The organism is Mesorhizobium sp. CCNWLY176 (assembly GCF_037153935.1).
Taxonomy (GTDB): Bacteria; Pseudomonadota; Alphaproteobacteria; order Rhizobiales; family Rhizobiaceae; genus Mesorhizobium_M; species Mesorhizobium_M zhangyense.
Window position 1 is genome coordinate 138,262 of sequence record NZ_JBBBDZ010000007.1, and the last position, 21,293, is coordinate 159,554.

Genomic DNA, 21,293 nt, shown 5'->3' on the forward strand with positions numbered 1-21,293 from the left:
CGAACAATCAGGACAGTTCATGGCGGCGGAAGCTTCGAACAGCGATCTCATTCAGGTGGTGGCATTGCTCGGTGCCGGCGTCATAGCCGTTCCGATCTTCAAGCGCCTGGGGCTGGGCTCGATCCTTGGCTACCTCGCCGCCGGCCTTGCGATCGGCCCCTTCGGGCTCAAGATTTTTTCCGACTCGGCTGCCATCCTGCATGTCGCCGAACTTGGCGTGGTGATGTTCCTGTTCATCATCGGGCTTGAAATGCAGCCGTCGCGGCTTTGGGGCTTGCGAAAACAGATATTTGGCCTCGGCGTGATGCAGGTCGGCGTCTGCGCTCTGCTTCTCACCGGCGTTGGCTTCCTGACTGGATTTCCGGTGTCGCAATCCTTCGTCGCTGGCGCCGGTTTCGTGCTCACCTCGACCGCCATCGTCATGCAGATATTGGAAGAACGCGGCGAGATGTCGTCGCCCAACGGGCAGCGCATGGTCTCCATCCTGCTTCTGGAAGACCTGGCAATCGTTCCGCTCCTGGCGGCGGTGGCGTTTCTTGCGCCCGTCGCTGCGGGGCACATGGAGACGACTTGGTCGACCCGGCTTATCGATATCGGCATAGGTCTGGGATCGATCCTCGGCCTCGTGATTGCGGGGCGCTACCTGCTCAACCCGCTGTTTCGCATTCTTGCCGATTCGCAGGCCCGTGAGGTGATGACGGCAGCAGCCCTGCTCGTTGTGCTTGGATCTGCACTGGCCATGCAGCTCGGCGGCCTGTCGATGGCGATGGGCGCGTTCCTGGCCGGCGTGCTCCTGTCCGAATCCACATTCCGCCACCAGCTCGAAGCGGATATCGAACCATTCCGCGGCGTCCTGCTCGGCCTGTTTTTCCTCGCCGTCGGCATGTCGCTTGATTTGCGGATCGTCGCCGCCAACTGGCAGATGGTCGCCTTCTACGTCATCGCCTACATGCTGGTTAAGGCGCTTGGCATCTATCTCGTCGCGCGCTTCCTGAAGTCCAGTCATCGCGTGGCGCTCGAACGTGCGGTGATCATGGCGCAAGGCGGCGAATTCGCTTTCGTGCTGTATTCGTCGGCCATGGCGGTCGGCATCATCGACGGAGAGGCAAACGCCATCCTCACCGCCATCATCATCATTTCAATGGTGCTCACGCCACTGGCGATTGTCGCCTTGCGCTATTTCACACCAGCCGTGGAACAGACGCTGGATGGCGTCGAATTGGCTGAAGATCTGCAAGGCAGTGTGCTCGTCATCGGCTTCGGGCGCTTTGGCCAGATCGCCAGTCAACCATTGCTGCTGCGCGGCATCGACGTTTCCATCATCGACAACGATGTCGAGATGATCCAGGCCGCCGCTACATTCGGCTTCAAGGTCTATTATGGCGACGGCACCCGGCTGGATATCCTCCACACGGCCGGAGCCGGCCGCTCACGTGCCGTGCTGATCTGCGTCGACAAGGGCGATGTCGCCGTCCGCATTGCCGAGCATATGCGCGCGGAGTTCCCGCTGGTGCCGGTTCTGGCGCGCGCCTACGACCGCGGCATTGCGATGGACCTGATCCAGGCGGGCGTCGACTATCAGCTCCGCGAGACTTTCGAATCCGCCCTCGCCTTCGGCCAGTCGACACTCGAAAAGCTGGGCGTCGATGAGGAAGAAGCGGCAGAAGTCATCCAGGACGTGCGCCAGCGCGACGCCGCCCGCCTCGATGCGCAGCTTGCCGGCGGCCTGCAGGCCGGCCGCGGCTTCATGAAAGGCAACATGCCGGTGCCGGCACCGCTGACGCCGCCAAGGCGCCCCGGACGGGCAATGGACGAGGGAACGGCAACCGTTCTCGGACAATCGGTAACAGCGGAAGGAAGCCAGAATTGACGATGGAATTGGACCGGAACGCGCTCGAAATCCTCGAATTCTGGCGCAAGGCCGGCCCCGACCAGTGGTTTACCAAGGACGCCACCTTCGACAGCTCTTTTCATGATCGCTTCCGCGACCTGCATTTCGCCGCCGCCAGGCGCGAACTGGACCATTGGGCTGATCATCCAGAGGGTTGCCTCGCACTGCTGATCCTGCTCGACCAGTTCCCGCGCAACTGTTTTCGCGGCACGGCACATATGTTCGCGACCGATCCCCTCGCACGTCATTTCGCACGCAGGGCCGTGGAGCTTGGCCACGACGAGACCATCGACCCTGAATTGCGCGTGTTCCTCTATCTGCCCTTCGAACACTCGGAGCATCTGGACGATCAATATCGATCGGTGGAGCTGGCGCGATTTCTGCCGGAGTCCTTCATGAAATACGCGATCGAACACCGTGATATCGTTCAGCGTTTCGGGCGCTTCCCGCATCGCAACCGGGCTCTTGGTCGCGAAACGACGCCGGAGGAACAGGCTTTTCTGGACAGCGGCGGATTTGCTGGCTGAGCCGGCGCCTGCTTCAGCCCCGCCACCAATTCCTGCCCGTCGGGAGTTGCTCGATACCGGCGCGATCGATCTGTTTCAGGCGCTCGGCCAGGCTCACGCCGCTTATGGAAAAATCCGGCGCGATCTCCGATAAGGGCACCAGCACGAAAGCGCGCTCAAGCATGCGGGGATGCGGCACCTCCAGTCCGGCTTCGTGGATCGTGCGGTCGCCGAACGCCAATATGTCGATGTCAACGAGGCGTGGTCCCCAGCGCTCTTCGCGGACCCGCTTGAGCTTCCGCTCCGATTCCAGGCAAAGGTCGAGCAGTTCACGCGGCGGCAACGCAGTCGCGATCTCGGCGGTTGCGTTGAGGAAATCCGGCTGGTCGACTTTGCCCCATGGCGGTGTGCGGTAGAGCGACGAGACCGCAACGACCTCGGTCTGCGGGTCATCGTCCAGCATGCGCAAGGCGGCGGCCATGGCTTTCGCCGGATCGCCGAGATTTCCACCCAGGCTGAGATAGACGCGCTCTTTTTTGGAAATCGACAATCGCAACCTCGGCTTGACCGGAATTCTTAAGATAAGGATTTGGCAGTTTCGCGCGCGAAGATAGCATCCGCGACGGCAAGCGCGTCGGCGTTGATCGCGACATTGTGCACCCGAAATAGCGCCGCCCCTTTCAGGCGAAGAACGACGCTTGTGGCAGCTGTGGCGGCATCGCGAGCCTCGGAGTCCTTGCCCGAGACATAGCCCACGAACCGCTTTCGCGATGTACCGACCAGCCACGGAAAGCCGAGGGCGTGCAGTTCGGAGAACCTTGCCATGAGCTGCAGGTTTTCTTCCGAATCCTTTGCAAAGCCGAACCCCGGATCGAGCAATATCTGTTCGTTACGCACGCCGGCCTCATGCGCGATCCGCAAGGATCGTTCGAGAAACTCGAACTGGTCGGCGATGACGTCAGGGTTCTTCTCGCGCTCCCGGCCGGTATGCATGATGACAAGCCCCGCCCCGGTCTCGGCTGCGAGCCTGCCGATATCAGGCTCGCGCTGAAGGCCCCACACGTCATTGACGATATGCGCGCCAGCAGCCACCGCAAGCCTCGCCGTCTCCTCGCGATAGGTATCGACCGAGATCAGCATATCGCCGGCCTTCGCAAGCGCCTCGATGACGGGCAATACCCTTGCCTGCTCCTCTGCCGGCGACACCGGCGTTGCACCGGGACGGGTCGATTCCCCGCCGACATCGATGATCGACGCGCCTTCGCTCACCATGAGCTGCGCCTGCTCGATGGCCCTGTCGGGCGCATTGAAGAGGCCGCCATCCGAAAAACTGTCCGGCGTGACGTTCAAAATCCCCATCACCAGCGCCTTGTCACCAATGTCGAGGTGCCGGCCATGGGCCAGCTGCCATCGTGTCGTCACGGTCGATTGCTCTTTTTCATCAGGCGAAGGCACAAAAAATCAACACTTGTTGCAGCAAGACTGGTTTGGCGGCGATTTCGGTTGCACACCAAAGTGCGCGTAAAGCAAGGTACAGCAAGAGGCAATATGAACAAACGTATCCTGCTGGCCCTCGGCTTGATCACCTGCTCGGCCATTCCCGCCGGCGCTGTCAGCCTTTCGAAGACCTACAGCTATTTCTCGGTCGGCGGCAACACGCTGGATCAGATCGAGAACGAGTTGGCCAAGCACGGACCACAGGTGAAAACCTCCAACAAGCGGCACCCCGGCGCCACGCAGATGGAATTCACCACCCGCCTCGGCTACGCCCAGGGAACAACGGCATTCGCTTCAAGCTTTTGCCAACTTGCCGAGGCGAAGGTGACCTTGAAGGTAAAAATCATCCTTCCCAGATGGAGCCGCCCTCGCAAGGCCGAGCAGGATGTCAGACTGATTTGGGATACTCTGGCTTCGGATATCAAGCGGCATGAGGAAGGCCATGTCGTCATTGCCAAGAATTATGCCCGCGAGATGGAACGGGCCATGAAGGCGATTGACCGGCAGAAGGACTGCAAAACGGTTCTGGCGAAAGCTAAGGAGATCCGTGCCAGAATTCTCGAAAAGCACGACAGGGCGCAGGAACAATTCGACCGGGTTGAAAGCGTGAATTTCGAAAGGCGCATCATGCGCCTTCTGGGATATCGCCTCGAGCGCATGGAAGCGGCGCGCCGCGCCGGTTGAATGCAGCCTAATCAGCCACGCCAAGCTTTTTCTGCAGGCTGGAAGACGACGTCGTGTACTGGAACACGATGCGTTCGCCGGGGCTGACGATCTTCTTGGCAGCCTGCGCCATCAGCGCCACTTCGTGAAAGCCGGAAAGGATCAGCTTCAGCTTGCCCGGATACCAGTTGATGTCGCCGACGGCGAAAATTCCCGGCACCGAGGTTTCGAACTTCTCCGTATCGACCGGAATAAGGTTCTCATGCAGATTGAGGCCCCAATCGGCGATCGGCCCAAGCTTCATGGTCAGCCCGAAGAACGGCAGCATGCGCGTGCAAGGAATTTCGACGTCGCCATCAGGCCCCTTGATGGTTGCGGATGAGAGCTGCCCGTCGCTGCCCTTCAGGCCGGTCACCTGCCCGACCTGAAAATCAAGCTGCTTCATCTCCTGCATCGCGTACATCTTGTTGACACTGTCAGGTGCCGCGCGGAATTCCGGGCGGCGATGAACCAGTGTGACGCTTTTTGCGACAGGCTGCAGGTTGAGCGTCCAGTCGAGCGCGGAATCGCCGCCACCGACAATGACGAGATCATGGCCGCGGAATTCTTCCATGCGCCGGACGGAATAGAAGACGCTGCTGCCTTCATAGGCCTCGATATCAGGTATCGGCGGTCGCTTGGGCTGGAACGAGCCGCCACCGGCAGCTATCACCACGACCTTGGCCTCGATCACCTCGTCTTCGTCCGTGGTGACCCGGAACGTGCCGTCTTCGAGCTTTTCCAGCCCGGAAACCATGCGGTTGAAGCTGAATTCCGGCTTGAACGGAGCGATCTGCTCCATCAGCTTGTCGACAAGGCCTTGCGCCGAGATCGAAGGCCAGGCCGGAATGTCGTAGATGGGTTTTTCAGGATAGAGTTCGGCGCATTGGCCGCCGGGCCGGTCGAGAATGTCGATCAGACGGCACTTCATATCGAACAGGCCGAGTTCGAACACGGCGAACAGCCCGACCGGCCCTGCTCCGATGATCAGAACGTCCGTCTTGCTGCTCTCCATATTCCTGCCCTCGACTATGATCTGTTGAAATTTCCCCAGCAGGATATCAGGAATGCATGAGCTTGGCCGGCAACAGCGGAATTATCCCTGGCGCTCCGGAACCTGCACCACGAGCCCGTCCAGTTCATCACGCACCTTGATCTGGCAGGACAGGCGCGAATTCGGCCGAACGTCATAGGCGAAGTCGAGCATGTCTTCTTCCATCGCCTCCGGCTCGCCGACGATATCGGTCCAGGCTTCGTCGACATAAACGTGGCAGGTGGCGCAGGCGCAGGCGCCGCCGCATTCCGCCTCGATGCCCGGCACGGCATTGCGGATGGCGTTTTCCATGACGGTCGAGCCGTTTTCGGCTTCCACGTCGAAGCGCGTGCCATCGAAGGCGACAAAGGAAAGCTTGGTCATTACTGCCCCTGAGATGAATACCAAGCCGAGATAATCACTCCGGCGCGCAAGTCAACTGCGTCGCAAAAGCGGCCTCCCGTGGCGTATTCGAGAACAAGTGGAGAAAATGCCTATCGATTGATAGCGGCGACGAACTCGCGGACTTCGTCAATAAGCCCAGACAAACGCTTCAAAACATTGCGATCTTCGGGCTGCTTTTCGATTGCGGTCGCGCAGTCGGCAATGGCGAATGCGCCAACGCCGCGGGCGGAACCCTTCAAGCCGTGGGCCAAACGAAGACGCTCATTTGTGCTGGCAGTGGAGATCTGGTCGCGAACCTGCAGAGCTTGCTGCACAAACAATGCCAGCACTTCCTGCTCGAGCGCGCGATCACCCATCGTTTGACGGGCCAGATGAACCAGATCGACCGGGCGAGACCGTGCCGAGCCGCAGCTTTCGCCGCCCGGCATCGAAAATGCGACGGCGTTGGATGTATGCAGTGCCATTTCAACCTTCTTGTCATGCACCCGGCTAGATCAACCAGGCTAGCGTAATCATGTGGATAACGGGTTAATGTGCGAGAGCGCGGAAATCCGTCGCAAAGCCGCCCAAATCGTGGCTTCGTTAACCTTATGTTTAAAGTTTTACGTATCTGGCCGGATTCAAGTTTCCTTTACCCGGCTGTGCCACTACGATACGGGCGGTCCATAATAAGCCTCGCACGCGGGCATATAAGCGCCGAAATTTGGCGACCTCGCGGCAGTAGTACAGGGTAACGGCGAAATGGCGAAAAAAACTTCGACAACGAAGAACCTCGACAGCGAAGTCGCAAAAGAGCTCGAGGAAGCCCTCGACTTCGACCTATCGGCAGGCGCCGATGAGCTGGATATAGCAGCCTCGATGGAAGATCTGGAGGCGCAGATATCGCAAGCCGCTGACGAACTCGCACGCGAGAGCCGGGCCGAAAAAGCCGCTCAGCCTGCTGTACAGAACGCGCCTTCGAAGTCTTCAAGTTCTAATTCCAATTCCAAGAAGACTGCTGCTCCCGCTACCGAACTTCGCCCGGTTGAGCAGCCGAACGGACGCCCATCCGGCTTTTCGCCAGCCAATGACGACCAGCAGCGCGACTACAGGTCGGTTATGCACGGCATAAACCGGCGCTCGTCGAACGGCGTCTATTGGGTCGTGGCAATTCTCTCGCTGCTTTGGATCGGTGGCGGCTTCCTTCTCGCCAACATGCTGTTTTCGCCAAGCATTCTTGAGATCCGATCGATCGATCAGGTCCTGGCGCGCCCATACCTTATCCTGCTCGGCGTCCTCACTTTCACGCCAATAATCCTTTTCTGGGCTTTCGCGCTCATGATCCGCCGCGCGCAGGACATGCGCCTCGCCGCCCAGTCCATGACGGAAGTGGCATTCCGCCTCGCGGAGCCGGAGAACCTGGCTCAGGACCGCGTCATGACCGTTGGCCAGGCCGTGCGCCGCGAAGTGGCTGCCATGGGCGAAGGCATCGAACGCACCCTCGCCCGCGCTGTCGAACTCGAAACGCTGGTCCACACCGAAGTCAACCAGATCGAACGTTCCTATTCGGAGAACGAAGCACGCATCCGCTCGCTCGTCGACGGGCTCGGCAGCGAGCGCGAAGCCGTGGTGACCCATGCCGAACGCGTGCGCGCATCGATCACCGGCGCACATGAGACGCTGCGCGACGAGCTCGGCTCAGCCAGCGAAGTCATTCGCGACAACATCCTGAACGCCTCGACCAAGCTGTCGATGACGATCAACAATTCCGGCGACACGCTGATCGATCGCATCAACGAAAGCGGCGCTTCGATCTTCGAGTCGATCGACCAGCGCCTCGACACGATCGGCGACCGTATCACCACTTCCGGCGAGGCTTTCGCCAGCCTTCTCGACACGCGCATCGCCAAGCTTACCCAGAGCACCGACGACATGACTCGGTCGCTTTCGGATCTGCTGGACGACCGCACCTCCGGCATGGTTTCGCTGCTGGGCGGCGCTGCCCGCACGCTGAATGCAGACTTCGAGGCAAGCCTCCAGGGCATCGAGCGCACACTGGCCGAACGCGGCCAGGTGCTGATCAGCGAGTTCCAGACGCGCGCCGAAGCGCTCGACACCGGCACGCAGAAGCTCAATGCCGCGCTTGAAGCCCGCGCGCGCCAGATCAACGAAACGCTGGTCGATCGCGCTCGCGAGATCGCCAACACCTTCTCGGAAGGCAAGCAGAGCCTCTCCACCGTCATCGACGAAGGCCGCGCACGGATCGGCTCCGAAATGGCCGACATCGTCATGTCGACCTCTTCCATGCTGGAAGCACGCGCCGGCGATTTCGCAAACCGGCTGGAGTCGGCCCGCAACGTCGTTTCGGACGCGCTCGACGCGGACATCCAGAAGCTTAGCGACGCGCGTCAAAGCATTGACGAAGCAGTCGAGAACCAGTCGCGCAAGTTTGCCGAAAGCGGCGAACGGATAGCCGAAACGCTTCGTGGCGATCTGTCCAAGTTCGAGGAAAATCGCGCAGGCATCGAGGAGGCCGTCAGCCTCCAGGTGCTGAAGCTGGCCGAAGGCCGCACCCTCATCTCGCAGGCGCTCGACGAGGATCTGCGCAAGATCAACGAATCCCGAGCGACCATCGACGCATCTCTCGGCGATCATCTGGAGCGGCTGGCCGAAGGCCGTGCAAGCCTCACCCGCGCGCTCATGGAAGATTCGCAGAAACTCACCCAAACCCGCGCCGGTATTGACGAAATGGTCGCTGGCCACGTCGGCAAGCTGAGCGAAGGCCGCAGCATTCTTTCGCGCGCCTTGGAGGCTGATCTTGGCAAACTTGCCGAGAGCCGCAGCACCATCGATAATCTGGTCACCAGCCAGGTCGAGAAGCTCGCCGAGGGCCGCGATATCCTTTCGCGCGCCCTGGAAACGGACCTGGGCAAAATCGCCGACAGCCGCTCTGGCATCGACAATCTCATCGACGGGCAGCTCGAAAAGCTCGACGAAGGCCGTCTGCGCCTCACCCGCGCGCTTGAAGACGACCTCAACAAGCTCGCCGAGAGCCGTTCCGGCATTGACGGGCTGGTCGCTGGCCAGGTGGAAAAGCTGGCCGAGGGCCGCGACATCCTCAAGCGTGCCCTGGAAGCCGACCTTGCCAAGCTTGCCGAAAGCCGCAGCAACATCGACAATCTGGTCACCAGCCAGGTCGAGAAGCTGGCCGAAGGCCGCGACATTCTCTCCCGCGCACTCGAAACCGATCTCGGCAAGATCGCCGACAGCCGTTCGAGCATCGACAACCTCATCGACGGGCAGCTCGAAAAGCTCGACGAAGGCCGCCTGCGCCTCACCCGCGCCCTGGAAGACGACCTCAACAAGCTCGCCGAGAGCCGCTCCGGCATCGATGGGCTGGTCGCAGGTCAGGTCGAAAAGCTGGCCGAGGGTCGCGATATCCTCAAGCGTGCACTGGAAGCCGACCTTGCCAAGCTGGCCGACAGCCGCTCGAGCATAGACGGTCTCGTGGCAAGTCAGGTCGAGAAGCTCGCCGAAGGTCGCGACGTTCTCTCTCGTGCACTCGAAGCTGATCTCAACAGGATCGCTGACAGCCGTTCCAGCGTCGACAACCTGATCGACGGGCAGCTCGAAAAACTTGACGAAGGTCGCCTGCGCCTCACCCGCGCTCTCGAGGACGACCTCAACAAGCTGGCCGAAAGCCGGTCCAGCATCGACGGCCTCGTTGCCGGTCAGGTCGAGAAGCTGGCCGAAGGCCGCAATATCCTCAAGCGGGCGCTGCAGGAAGACTTGACCACCATCGGCGATATGGTCGGTGCGCACGCAGACAAGCTCGGTGAGGGTCGCGCAAACCTGACACGCGCCCTGGAAGACGACCTCAGCAAGCTGGCCGAAAGCCGCTCCAGCATTGACGGGCTGGTTGCCGGACAAGTGGAGAAGCTGGCCGAAGGCCGCGACATTCTCCGCCGCGCGCTGGAAGCCGATCTGTCGAATATCGACCGCATGGTTTCCCAGCATGCAGGCAAGATGAGCGATCACCGTCAGCAGTTGACGCTTGCGCTCGAAGACGACCTCAACAAGATCGCCGAGACACGCTCGGGGCTGGATGGCATCGTCTCGACGCATGTCGAGAAGCTTGCCCATGGCCGCGATATCCTCTCGCGCGCCCTGGAAGCGGATATGGCCAATATCGAGGGCCTCGTCGCAGCGCAGGTGGAAAAGCTGGTGGAAGGCCGCAAGGTTCTGTCGAACGCACTTGAGGCCGATGTGGCCAGCATCGAGGGCGTCATCGCCGGACAGGCTGAAAAGCTCGGCGAAGGCCGCAGCGTGCTTACCCGCGCGCTGGAGCAGGATATAGAGAGCATCGAAAACCTCATTGCCAGCCAGACCGAGCGTCTGGCAGAGGGCCGCGCCATGCTGGCCCGTACGCTGGAAGAGGACTTGCAGAAGCTCGCCCAAAGCCGTTCAGGCATTGACGGCCTCGTCGCCGGACAGGTGGAAAAGCTGGCCGAAGGCCGCGACATTCTCCGCCGCGCCCTGGAAGTCGACCTGCAGAAGCTGGCCGACAGCCGCTCGAACATCGACAACATCGTTGCCGGACAGGTCGAGAAGCTGGCCGAAGGCCGCAACATCCTGTCGCAGGCGCTTGAAGCCGACCTGCAGAAAGTCACCGACAGCCGCGCAGACGTGGATGGCATCATCGCCGCCCACATCGGCAAGCTCTCCGAAGGCAGGGATATGCTTTCCCGCGCTCTTGACGATGATCTGAACAGGCTCGCCGAAACCCGTCGCGAGATCGATGAAGCCGTTTCCGGTCACATCGAGACGATTGCCGGCAAGCGCGCCGACATCGCCGATGCCCTTTCCGCCGACGTCGAGAAGATCGAGGAAGCGTTCCGCCGCCAGACCGGCGTCATCGAGGAACGCACCGGTACCATGGAGCGCGCGCTTTCGACCGGCATCGACAATGTCCGCCTCGTGCTGGAAAAGAGCGCCGTCTTCGTCGCCGGCGCCCTGCGCGAGAAGGTTCTGGAAGTAACCTCGGCCTTGAACGAGGAAGCCGGCAAGGCCTTCACGGATGCCGACCGCCAGATCGCGGACCGCGCCGAGCAGACCTCTGCCGCACTGCTTGCCCGCGCCGATGACATCACCCGCGCCTTCGAGGAAGCCGACGGCCGCCTCGCCGCCCGTGCGCAGGAAACGTCGTCTTCGCTGATCGCACGCGCCGAAGAAACCGCCGACACGCTGGCGCTGCGCGCAGGCGATATCGTCAGGACCTTCGACGACGCAGACCAGAAGCTGGTGGCTCGCGCTGTCGAGACCGCGAGTTCGCTCGCGGTTCGCGCCGGCGACATCCTGCGTAACTTCGACGATGCCGACCAGCGTCTCAGCATGCGCATCGGTGAATCGGCCGATGCGCTTGCCGCGCGCGCTGCCGAACTCGGCCGTATCTTCGATGCAGCCGACCAGCAGTTCATCTCCCGCATCTCGGATGGCGCAACCACGCTTGGTTCGCGCGCAATCGAGATCGTGCGCAACTTCGAGGAAGCAGATGCTCGCCTCGCCGCTCGCGTCGGAGAGACAGCCGAAACGCTGGCCGGACGTGCTGCCGATATCGGACGTGTCTTCGACACCGCCGACGAGCGTCTTGCAGCAAGGCTCAGCGAATCCTCGTCTGCGATCGGAACGCACGCAAACGACATCGCCAACGTCTTTGCCGAGACCGAGCAGCGTGTTGCTGATCGGGCCAAGCAGACCGCGGTCGAGCTGGATGCTCGTGCACGCTCCATCGAAGAGACGCTCACCAATGCGGATCAGCGCCTCGCGTCGGGTGTCGAGGCCGTCGCCGCGCGCGTTGATGAGCATGTTGCCAATGCCGAAATCCGGCTCGCTTCGAGCGCCGAAAATGTCGGCCAGAAGCTCAACGAGCAGATATCGCAGGCCGAGGCACAGCTCGTTTCCCGTGCCAATGTCATCGCCGAGACCTTCACGGCGGTCGGCCAGCATATCGGCCAGAGCACGAACGACGCCGCACGCACAATCGGCGCCAACACCCGCGAACTGAACACGATGCTTGCCGAGCGTTCCGCCGAGATCACCAAGATCCTCGACGAAACCGCTCGTCCGCTTGTCGAACGCTTCTCCGAAAGCGGCGACGAACTGCAAAAGAGCCTCGAACTGGCCACCCAGAAGGCAACGGATCGTCTTCGTTCCGAAAACGCCGCTCTGGTCAATGCGCTCGCCAACCGCACCGCAGAAACCCTGTCTGCTGTCGAGGGCGCGCGCAACAATCTGTCCGAAGGCGTTACCGATCTGATCGGCCGGCTTGGAGCGTCCAGCTCGCAGCTCAACGACCTTATCGAAAAGGCCGCAACAAACCTCGCCAATGTCGATGATCGCCTGGCCGGCAGCACGCAGAGCTTCGCTGCGACAACGGAAAAGGCGGCTCAGACCTTCGCAAGTTCGGCACGGCTGGTGGACTCCAACACCACCCGCCTTACCGAACTGTCGTCCAACACGCTCAAGGAAGTGGCCTCAATCGCCACGCGCTTCGACGAGCACAGCCGTCTGCTGACGAGCGCTTCGGAACTGCTGAGCTCGGCCCAGAGCAATCTCGAGCACACACTTGAGCGCCAGTCGTCGCTGGAGGATCTGGCGGTTGGTCTGGTCAAGAAGTCGGAAGACCTTGAGCGGATCATGCGCTCCTTCGAGGATCTCGTCGGCAAGGCGCTGGACAAGGCCGAGGATCGCACCCTCGCCTCTACGGACAAGATCCGCATCGCGATATCGGACGTGGTGGAATCGGCGACCAAGCGCTTCGCCGACGCCACCGAGGACATGCGCCGCACGGCAAGCTCCATCAAGAGCGAGCTCGACGACACCCGCGCCGAGCTCAAGAAGGGCGTGCTCGACATGCCCGAGGAAGCAAAGCAGTCCACCACCGCCATGCGCCGCGCCGTTACCGAGCAGATCAACGCCCTCAAGGAACTCTCCGAGATCGTTGCGAAGTCCGGCCGTACCGTCGATGTTTCCGACCGTTCAGCACAGCGCCCGGCGGCTGCGCCACAGGCACGTGCGCCGGAGCCGCAGCGTCGTGCTCCTGCCCCGCAGGCTCCTGCTACGCCGCAGCCCCCCGTGCCACACCTGCCGCTGCGCGGGACGCTGGAGATGGAACGTGCGCCTGATCCGGCCCCACGTCCCCGCGAGGGCAATTCGCGGGCGCAACCCGGCGGCTGGGTCCGTGACCTGCTGAGCGGTGCGTCGCGTGAAGAGGCCCACCCTGAAGCCACCGCAAATGCCTCACGCCCGGCAGCAAGCCCGCGTTCGGCGGCCCATGTGGTCGAATCGCTGAACTCGCTCTCGGTCGACATCGCGCGAGCAATCGATCATGAAGCGTCGATCGAGTTGTGGGATCGCTACAGGCGCGGCGAGCGCGACGTGTTCACGCGCCGTCTCTACACGCTCAAGGGCCAGCAGACCTTTGACGAAATCCGCCGCAAATATCAGGCCGACGCCGAGTTCCGTGCCGCTGTCGACCGTTACTGCGACGATTTCGAAAAGTTGCTGAAGGACGTTTCACGCAACGATCGCGACAACGTCATGGCCCAGACCTACCTGTCTTCGGATACCGGCAAGGTCTACACCATGCTTGCCCATGCAGGCGGGCGGTTGCGCTAAGCCGTATAGGAATACAGACAAGCAAAAGGGCGGGAAATTCCCGCCCTTTTTATTTGCCCTGAGACAGCCGGCTACCGGCGATCAGATCTCGGAATCGGTCCATGTGACGATATCGCTCGCGGCCTGCCCGAAAGCGCTGTTCAAGGCCCGGACATAGGCGTCGTTGCCGCTACCCGAAACCGGTGCGCTGGCCTCGAATATCCGCGAAGCCCGCACGGTGCCGTTGCGGTCATTGAGCAGGCGCACGAAAAGCTCGACCTCGGCATGCGGTCCGCCATCGACCCGCACTTCGAAGGCGCGAACCTCGGCGATGACCTGATAGTCGATCGCCAACCCCTCACCCGGCAATCCGACACCGGCAAAACTGCCCGAACGCTGGAACGTTTCGGCCAACCGGGCCTGCACGATCTTCGGCAACCGATCGGCCCATTGGGCGCCTTTCAGAAACTGGATGACGCCGGGAGCCGGCTTTATGACGATGTTTTCGCCATCCAGCGCCTTCAGGGCCGACGGCTCGGCAATCAGAATCTGGGTCCGGTTACGCGCTTTCTGTGCGTCGCCAGCAGCCGGTGCGGACAATTCATAGGTGTCCAGCGGCGCAGGACCGCCACCCGGCAGGAGCGCGCATCCCGAAAGTGCCGCAGCGATAATGGCAACACCAGACATCAGCTTAACTGTCTTCACGGCAGATCCTGTCCGAAATTTCCCCAACCATAGCCGCGACCGGCGGATTTGTTCCCTTCGGCGAACTGTTTCATCATATACGCTCGCCAACCTCAACGCCGTGTCCGCCCGTCATACTGACGGACCGCTCCGTCGCCACCCGTAATGATCCGCTGCGGATTCTTCTCCAGATCGGTTATGGCCTGCTCGATTCGATTGATGGAGCGGCGGCTATCACGCACCAACGAATCCACATCGCGCAGTCCCTGCCCCGAAAACCGTGCGAGCCCCTCGGTGATGACGCCGAGGCGCGCATTCAGCGTGTCGGCGACCTGACGGAAGGATTTCAGCGTCGCGCTGACATCGGTCATCACGCCCTCCGCTTCCCCCGAGCCCAACAGGCTGTCGACCTTGGCCAGGACGCCGTCAATGCGCACGGAGGCGGCGTTCAGGCGCTGCGTCAACTGCCCGGCATCGCTGATCATCTGGTCGATATCGTCGGTGCGACGGCTGAACCTCTCAGTCACCTTCGACACGTCCGCCGCCGCGGTCTTCGCATCGCGGCTGGCCATCTCGATATTGCCCAGTGCCGAGCGTACGGTTGCCGGGTCGACGCCCTCCAGAATCTTGTCGACTTTCCCTACTGTGCCGCTGGTCTTCTGCGCAAAATCGTTGATCGACGCGACCGCCGTGTCGACGCCGGCGATGATCTTGTCGAACTGCTTGCTGTTCTCGCTCAGGCTCTTGGTGAACGTGTCGACATTGGCGACGATCGAGGAGATTTTATCCTTGTCGACGGCTTTCAGGATGTCTTCGGCAGCCTTGAGCGTACCGTCCAGCTTACCGGAAACGCCGGCCAGTTCTTCCGAAAGCTTGGAAACGCTGTCGAGAAACTTGTCGACCCCATCGGCATTGCGCCCGAGCGCATCCGAGAATTTCTGCGCGTTTTTCACCGTATCGGTCAACGGACCACGAACGTCGCTGGTGAAGCCTTCAAGCTGCGACAGCACATTGTCGGCGCGCTTGAAGATGTCCTGCGCCGTCTGCAGCAGATTCGTTACCGCCGAAGGGTTGGCGGTGATTTCGGCCATCTTTCCGGAAGCTTCAGCCTCGTCGAGCAGATTGGCCTCCGTTTTGTCCGCTCCCTTCAGCTCGATATTGGCCTGGCCGGTCAAGCCGGCAAGACCGATATCGGCCTGCGTCGATTTCGTGATCGGGGTCGCACGATCGATCTCGGTATCGGCAATGGCGACAGTGGGATTATCGACATCGAGAAACACCCGCCGCACGTCGCCGACTTTCACGCCGTTGAACAGGACCTGGCTTCCGCGGCCCAACCCGGAAGCAGAGCCCGGAATGCGCACGCGCAGCATCGACGTCTCGCCGCGATCGCCGACCGCCGCCGTCCAGTAGACGAATGCGAAGGCCGCGAGCACCGCAACGAGCGTGAAAATTCCGACGACGACGTAGTTGGCTCTGGTTTCCATTCCCGCCTTTTACTTTATGCCCTTGCAGCCATATCGATCTGCCGTGCGCGCTTGCCTCGAAAGTAAGACTTGACCCACGGCTCATCGCTTTCAAGCATGTTCTGGATCGTGCCTTCCACCAGAACCCTTTTCTTGCCGAGTACGGCAATTCGGTCACACACCGCAAACAGGCTGTCGAGATCGTGGGTCACCATGTAGACGGTCAGGCCCATCGTGTCGCGCAATTTGGCGACGAGTTCGTCGAAATCGGCAGCACCTATCGGATCGAGCCCGGAGGTCGGCTCATCAAGGAAGACGAGATCCGGGTCCAGCGCCAGCGCGCGGGCGAGTGCTGCGCGCTTGATCATGCCGCCTGAAAGCTCGGACGGAAACTTGCCGGCAGCATCGCGCGGCAGGCCGACAAGCTCGATCTTGAGCAGCGCCAGCTCGTCCATCAGCCGCTTCGGCAGGTCGAGATATTCGCGCATCGGCACCTGGACGTTTTCCAGCACCGTAAGCGCCGAAAACAGCGCACCTTGCTGGAATAGCACGCCCATGCGCATGTCCAGCTTCAGGCGATCGGCATCGCTTGCCTTGTCGACGTCGACGCCAAAAAGCTTGATCGTTCCGGAGCGCTTCTGGTTCAGCCCGAGCACGGTGCGCAGCAGAACCGACTTGCCCGCGCCGGAAGCGCCGACAAAGCCGAGAATCTCGCCGCGCCTTATGTCGAGCGACAGGTTTTCCAGCACGATCTTGTCGCCGAAGCCGACGGTGATGTCGCGGGCCGACAGCACGATATCGTCGGCCCGCGCCGCAGCATCCCCGTTCTCCCTGATCGAGTTTTTGCTGCTCATCGCCATCCCTAGAAATCGATGGCCGCAAAGAAAATCGCGAACATCCCATCGAGAATGACCACGATGAAGATGGATTTCACCACCGACGCGGTGACGTGCTGGCCGAGTGATTCGGCGCTGCCGCCGACTTTCAGGCCTTCGACCGAAGCGAGGATGCCAATGATCATCGCCATGAACGGCGCCTTGATCAGTCCGGCAAAAATGGTGCTGAGGTCGATGCTGAGACGCAGGCGGTCGATGAACGCCGCCGGCGCAATGTCGGAATAGAGCCAGGAAACCAGGATAGCGCCGCCGAGTGCTGCGAAATTCGCGGCGATCGTCAGGCACGGCAAGGCGATGACGAGCGCGACGAGACGCGGAAACACCAGGACGCCGACCGGATTGAGGCCGATCACCTTCAGCGCGTCCACTTCCTCGCGCATCTTCATGGAGCCGATTTCGGCGGTAATCGCGCTGCCGGAGCGGCCGGCGACCATGATCGCCGTCATCAGCACGCCCAGTTCACGCAAGACCAGGATGCCGACGAGATCGACGACGAAGATGTCAGCGCCGAAATAGCGAAGCTGGAACGCGCCCTGCTGGGCGACGATTGCCCCGACGATTGCCGACATCAGCACCACGACGGGGATCGCGCCCACGCCCATACGGTCGATCTGATTGAAGATAGCCGCCAGATTGACACCATGCCCGCGACCGAGCTTCATCTGGGCACCGCGGATCGTCGAGCCGAGAATACTCATCGAAGCCAGGAAATCGTCCCGCATCGCGTAGACGCCACGGCCGATGTTTTCGAGTATCGCGATGATGAAGTTCGGACGGGTTTCTACGGCGTCGTCACCGGCCTTGTCGGAAGCCTCGCGTATCGCACCGAGCAGGATGGAAGCGACTTCGCTCTGGCCTTCCAGCTTTGCGCTTGTGCCCTGAGATTCGGCCGATCTCATCAGCCGGTCGACCAGCCAGGCGCCAGCGGTATCGATCCTCTCGATGCCGGAAAGATCAAGCGTCATTGCGCCCGCGCCCTTCCGGGCTTCGATCTTTCGCACATCGGCATCTATCAAAGCGACGGTGCGCGTCGTCCAGGCTCCGGACAGAGCATAGGACAATGCGCCGCCTTTCCCCGTCTCCGTGATGCGGGGACCGGCCTCTTCTGTCGCGCTCGTTTCCTTGCCGCCATTGAACAACATTGCGGCCTGTCTTATCCCGTCATTCAGGGTCTGTCACTTTCTCGGGCCGTGCTGCATCGACTGGCGGAGAAGAAAAATATGACGCGTGTCCTTTCAGTCAATGCCGAGCGTTTCCCCATCGCCGGCATCTTCACAATCTCGCGCGGCTCGAAGACCGAAGCGGAAGTCATCGTCTGTACGATATCGGATGGCAATTTCGTCGGGCGAGGCGAATGCGTTCCCTACAAGCGTTACGGCGAGACCATGGAAGGCGTTCGTGATGCTATTGAGGCAATCGCGCCCGCAATAACGGCGGGCATGGATCGCAAGGCACTTATCGGCGCTATGCCGGCCGGGGCGGCCCGCAACGCCGTGGATTGCGCCCTGTGGGATCTGGAGGCCAAGACGTCAGGCAACCCTGTCTGGCGAGACCTTTCCCAGACCCCGCCGACATCGCTCGAAACCGCCTACACATTGTCTCTCGGAACGCCCGAGGCTATGGCAATGCAGGCGCGCGAGAACGCGGATCGGCCGCTGCTGAAGGTCAAGATCGGCGGCGACAACGACATCGCCCGTATTCGCGCCGTCACCGAAGCAGCGCCCAACAGCCGAATCATCCTTGATGCCAACGAAGGCTGGACAGACGAAAACATCCGCGAAAACCTCGCCGCAGCAGCCGAACTCGGCATCGCATTGATCGAACAGCCATTACCGGTGGGCAAGGACGCAATCCTGCGCCACGTTCCTCATCTCGTCCCGCTATGCGCCGACGAAAGCGTGCACGGCGTCGACGATCTCGAAAAACTCGCCGGCCTTTACGACGCGATAAACATAAAGCTGGACAAGGCCGGCGGCCTGACCGCTGCATTGGCGTTGCGCGACCGCGCCAAGGACATGGGCTTTTCGATCATGGTCGGCTGCATGGTCGGCACGTCTCTAGCAATGGCACCGGCAGTGCTTCTGGCGCAGGGCGCAGACTTCGTCGATCTCGACGGCCCCCTGCTTCTGGCACGCGACCGTGCGCCCGGACTGATTTACCGGGGTTCTGAGGTCTCACCGCCTGATGCGGCGCTCTGGGGCTGACCTTGCCGCAAGCGCTATGAAGACCAGTCCAATCATAGCTACGGCAGCCATCACATAGAAGCCGCCAATGCCGAAGCGCCCGTAAAGCGGTCCGGAAACGAGCGTCACCGTCGCCATCGAAAGGCCGTTTGCGAAGAAGGCAATGCCCTGGGCCGCCCCGGTGCGCTCTTCCACCACGGTTTCGGCAATCAGCTTTTGCACGCCGATCAGAATGAGCGCCGTCGAAAAGGCATGCAGCGACTGGACGGCGAAGAAGCCGCCAACGCCAAGCCCCATCGGCCAGATCAGCGGAAAAGCGAGCCAGCGGATGATCGCGGCCAACCCCGCCAGCAGAAGCAATTTCGTCGGCCGCATCCTGCCAAAAATACGCGTGAAGATCATGAACATGCCGACTTCGGCAACAACCGCCGAAGCCCAGAGCAAGCCGATCACCGTGTCGTCGATGCCGATCGATTTCCAGTAGATCGAGATGAAGCTGTAGAGAAAACCATGGCTGGCGACGATGATGCCGGCTCCGGCCACGAAGAACACGAAATAGCGATTGAGAAGCTTCGGCGCCGATTCCTGAATATCGACGGCAGAGAGCGGTGATGCGCGCCGTGGCCGTCCGAGGCGGGGAGCAATGAACGATATCGCCAGGATTGCGACCAGCCCAATGGAAATCATGACCGGCACGGCCTCCGCACCCGTCAACGACAGAATCGCCCCACCGGCAAGATTGGCACCGAGAAAGGCCGCCGATCCCCAGATGCGCATATTGGCATAGGTGGAGCCGAACCGCCTGACGCCTGAAAGCGCCAGTGAATCGGTAAGCGGCGCATGTGGCGTCCACGCCACCGCCAGCGCGAGCGAAACGGCGAGCACGGTCACGTAGGTGGGCGGCAAAAAATAGCCCGCCGAGATCAGCAGCGCGGCGGCAACCATCACGATCAGCACATTGGCGCGATCCTTCGCCTCATCGGCCATGGCAGAGATGAACGGCGTGGTGACGACGCGCAGGAACATCGGCGCGGCAAGGATGATGGCGATCTTCTCCGCATCGAAGCCCTTAGACTCCAGCCACAACGGGAAATAGGGAAGATGCACGCCCTGCGGAATGAAAAGCGCCGCGAAGATCAGTGAAATGCGCAGTTCGAAATGACGCGGCTTGACGAGCTGTTCAGGCGAGAGCGGCGGCAATGACATTGAGGGCGCGCAGTCCAGGTAGCGCGACTCATGCGAAAAGATTCAGCCGCGTAGCTGGCTCACTTAACACGGTGAGGATTGCTGCGAAATGTCCTGGTCCAGCGGTTTCCTGAGTCAGGCGCGTCTGGCTTTGCTGCAAAACCTTCGGCCGACCTGCAGCCTTTCGGATCGCCGGCTGATGGCCCTGATGGCCGCCGAGCACGCCAAGTCGCATCCCATGCCTGCTTGCCGGTTGCGGCGTCGTCGATGACGCCGGAGCATGCAGCGGCAAGCCCTCAGTGCGCTTGCGGCGCCCGTCTGCCAGATCTCTAAACATGGTCGATTTGCCCGTCAGGCCGCCTTGACGCCGCCGCCTTCGATTACAGTCGGCACAAAGGCCGGTTCCGCGGCTGGAGCTTTTGCCTGAACCTGCGGCCACCACAGGATTTCCATCGAACCGTCGAAATGCTCCACGACCGCCGTGCAGCTTTCGACCCAGTCGCCGGTGTTGATGTAACGCACGTCGCCGAAATCCTCGATCACCGCATGGTGGATATGCCCGCAGATGACGCCGTCGACATCCGAGCGGCGCGCCTCTTCGGTCAGGACCTCCTGGAAGGCGCCAATGAAATTCACCGCCTTCTTGACCTTGACCTTGGCCCAGGACGAGAACGACCAGTACGGCATGCCGAACAGACGCCGCGCCCGCGAGACGACGCGGTTGACGATGATAGCCATGTCGTAGGCCTTGTCACCGAGATAGGCGAGCCAACGGGCATTGTGCACGATGGTGTCGAACTGGTCGCCGTGAATGACGAGGTAGCGCTTGCCGTCGGCGGCCTCGTGAATGGCCCGGTCGGCAACGACGATGCCACCGAAATGCACACCTTGAAACATGCGCAGGAACTCGTCGTGGTTTCCGGCGATGTAGATGATGTTGGTGCCCTTGCGCGCCTGTCGCAGCAGTTTCTGGACGACGTCATTGTGGGTCTGCGGCCAGTGCCACGACCGGCGCAGCCGCCAGCCATCGACGATGTCGCCGACGAGATAGATAGTCTCCGCCTCGTGATGGCGCAGGAAATCGATCAGGAACTCCGCCTTGGCCGGCTTAGAGCCCAGATGGACGTCAGAAATGAACAGGGTGCGGAATGCGCGAGGTGCTTCGCCGGACATGGGTTCTGTTCCGTTGCTGTCGCGCAGCCTATGCCCC

At 61.4% G+C, this 21,293-nt stretch carries 16 protein-coding genes; 5 read left to right on the forward strand and 11 right to left on the reverse strand.

Annotated features, from left to right (window positions below; all coding sequences use genetic code 11):
• Positions 1-19 precede the first annotated feature (19 nt).
• Together WBQ96_RS13865 and WBQ96_RS13870 are read left to right on the forward strand one after the other, a co-directional pair.
• Positions 20-1,870 (forward strand): monovalent cation:proton antiporter-2 (CPA2) family protein, encoded by a 1,851-nt coding sequence (locus WBQ96_RS13865; protein WP_336550787.1) that lies wholly within the window; start codon positions 20-22, stop codon positions 1,868-1,870.
• Between the two features lie 2 nt (positions 1,871-1,872).
• The gene (locus WBQ96_RS13870; protein ID WP_336550997.1) at positions 1,873-2,418 is read left to right on the forward strand and encodes a DUF924 family protein; all 546 of its coding nucleotides are present in this window, start codon (positions 1,873-1,875) and stop codon (positions 2,416-2,418) included.
• 13 nt (positions 2,419-2,431) lie between these two features.
• On the opposite strand, the gene folK is transcribed toward WBQ96_RS13870, so the two are convergent.
• A complete protein-coding gene (gene folK, locus WBQ96_RS13875; RefSeq protein WP_336550786.1) occupies positions 2,432-2,947 on the reverse strand; it encodes a 2-amino-4-hydroxy-6-hydroxymethyldihydropteridine diphosphokinase in 516 nt (171 codons plus the stop codon).
• A 26-nt stretch (positions 2,948-2,973) separates the two neighbouring features.
• Complete coding sequence (gene folP / locus WBQ96_RS13880) at positions 2,974-3,819, reverse strand: dihydropteroate synthase (RefSeq protein WP_442920831.1); 846 nt, start codon at positions 3,817-3,819, stop codon at positions 2,974-2,976.
• Positions 3,820-3,945: 126 nt separating this feature from the next.
• Between folP and WBQ96_RS13885 the strand changes: the two genes are divergently transcribed.
• Positions 3,946-4,578, forward strand: coding sequence for a DUF922 domain-containing Zn-dependent protease (locus WBQ96_RS13885; RefSeq protein ID WP_336550784.1), 633 nt, complete (start codon positions 3,946-3,948; stop codon positions 4,576-4,578).
• Between the two features lie 7 nt (positions 4,579-4,585).
• Here WBQ96_RS13885 and WBQ96_RS13890 read toward each other — a convergent pair whose 3' ends face one another.
• The 3 genes from WBQ96_RS13890 to WBQ96_RS13900 all read right to left on the reverse strand — a co-directional run bounded on the left by WBQ96_RS13890 (position 4,586) and on the right by WBQ96_RS13900 (position 6,498).
• Positions 4,586-5,611, reverse strand: coding sequence for an NAD(P)/FAD-dependent oxidoreductase (locus WBQ96_RS13890; protein WP_165113272.1), 1,026 nt, complete (start codon positions 5,609-5,611; stop codon positions 4,586-4,588).
• 81 nt (positions 5,612-5,692) lie between these two features.
• A complete protein-coding gene (locus tag WBQ96_RS13895; RefSeq protein WP_336550782.1) occupies positions 5,693-6,013 on the reverse strand; it encodes a 2Fe-2S iron-sulfur cluster-binding protein in 321 nt (106 codons plus the stop codon).
• A 110-nt stretch (positions 6,014-6,123) separates the two neighbouring features.
• Positions 6,124-6,498, reverse strand: coding sequence for an Hpt domain-containing protein (locus tag WBQ96_RS13900; protein ID WP_205826484.1), 375 nt, complete (start codon positions 6,496-6,498; stop codon positions 6,124-6,126).
• Positions 6,499-6,775: 277 nt separating this feature from the next.
• Here WBQ96_RS13900 and WBQ96_RS13905 point away from each other — a divergent pair, with 277 nt between their 5' ends.
• Complete coding sequence (locus tag WBQ96_RS13905) at positions 6,776-13,690, forward strand: kinesin (protein WP_336550780.1); 6,915 nt, start codon at positions 6,776-6,778, stop codon at positions 13,688-13,690.
• Positions 13,691-13,771: 81 nt separating this feature from the next.
• Here WBQ96_RS13905 and WBQ96_RS13910 read toward each other — a convergent pair whose 3' ends face one another.
• The 4 genes from WBQ96_RS13910 to WBQ96_RS13925 all read right to left on the reverse strand — a co-directional run bounded on the left by WBQ96_RS13910 (position 13,772) and on the right by WBQ96_RS13925 (position 17,857).
• Positions 13,772-14,356, reverse strand: coding sequence for an ABC-type transport auxiliary lipoprotein family protein (locus WBQ96_RS13910; RefSeq protein ID WP_336550994.1), 585 nt, complete (start codon positions 14,354-14,356; stop codon positions 13,772-13,774).
• Between the two features lie 110 nt (positions 14,357-14,466).
• Positions 14,467-15,840: an MlaD family protein gene (locus WBQ96_RS13915; protein WP_336550778.1), complete on the reverse strand. Its 1,374-nt coding sequence runs from the start codon at positions 15,838-15,840 to the stop codon at positions 14,467-14,469.
• A 14-nt stretch (positions 15,841-15,854) separates the two neighbouring features.
• The gene (locus WBQ96_RS13920) at positions 15,855-16,673 is read right to left on the reverse strand and encodes an ABC transporter ATP-binding protein (RefSeq protein WP_336550776.1); all 819 of its coding nucleotides are present in this window, start codon (positions 16,671-16,673) and stop codon (positions 15,855-15,857) included.
• An 8-nt stretch (positions 16,674-16,681) separates the two neighbouring features.
• Positions 16,682-17,857 (reverse strand): ABC transporter permease, encoded by a 1,176-nt coding sequence (locus WBQ96_RS13925; protein ID WP_336550774.1) that lies wholly within the window; start codon positions 17,855-17,857, stop codon positions 16,682-16,684.
• A gap of 78 nt (positions 17,858-17,935) precedes the next feature.
• Here WBQ96_RS13925 and dgcA point away from each other — a divergent pair, with 78 nt between their 5' ends.
• A complete protein-coding gene (gene dgcA / locus WBQ96_RS13930) occupies positions 17,936-18,919 on the forward strand; it encodes an N-acetyl-D-Glu racemase DgcA (RefSeq protein WP_336550772.1) in 984 nt (327 codons plus the stop codon).
• On the opposite strand, the gene WBQ96_RS13935 is transcribed toward dgcA, so the two are convergent.
• The gene (locus WBQ96_RS13935; RefSeq protein WP_336550770.1) at positions 18,890-20,104 is read right to left on the reverse strand and encodes an MFS transporter; all 1,215 of its coding nucleotides are present in this window, start codon (positions 20,102-20,104) and stop codon (positions 18,890-18,892) included. The two genes, dgcA and WBQ96_RS13935, sit on opposite strands and share 30 nt — an antisense overlap.
• A gap of 330 nt (positions 20,105-20,434) precedes the next feature.
• The gene (locus tag WBQ96_RS13940) at positions 20,435-21,256 is read right to left on the reverse strand and encodes a UDP-2,3-diacylglucosamine diphosphatase (protein WP_336550768.1); all 822 of its coding nucleotides are present in this window, start codon (positions 21,254-21,256) and stop codon (positions 20,435-20,437) included.
• Positions 21,257-21,293 lie beyond the last annotated feature (37 nt).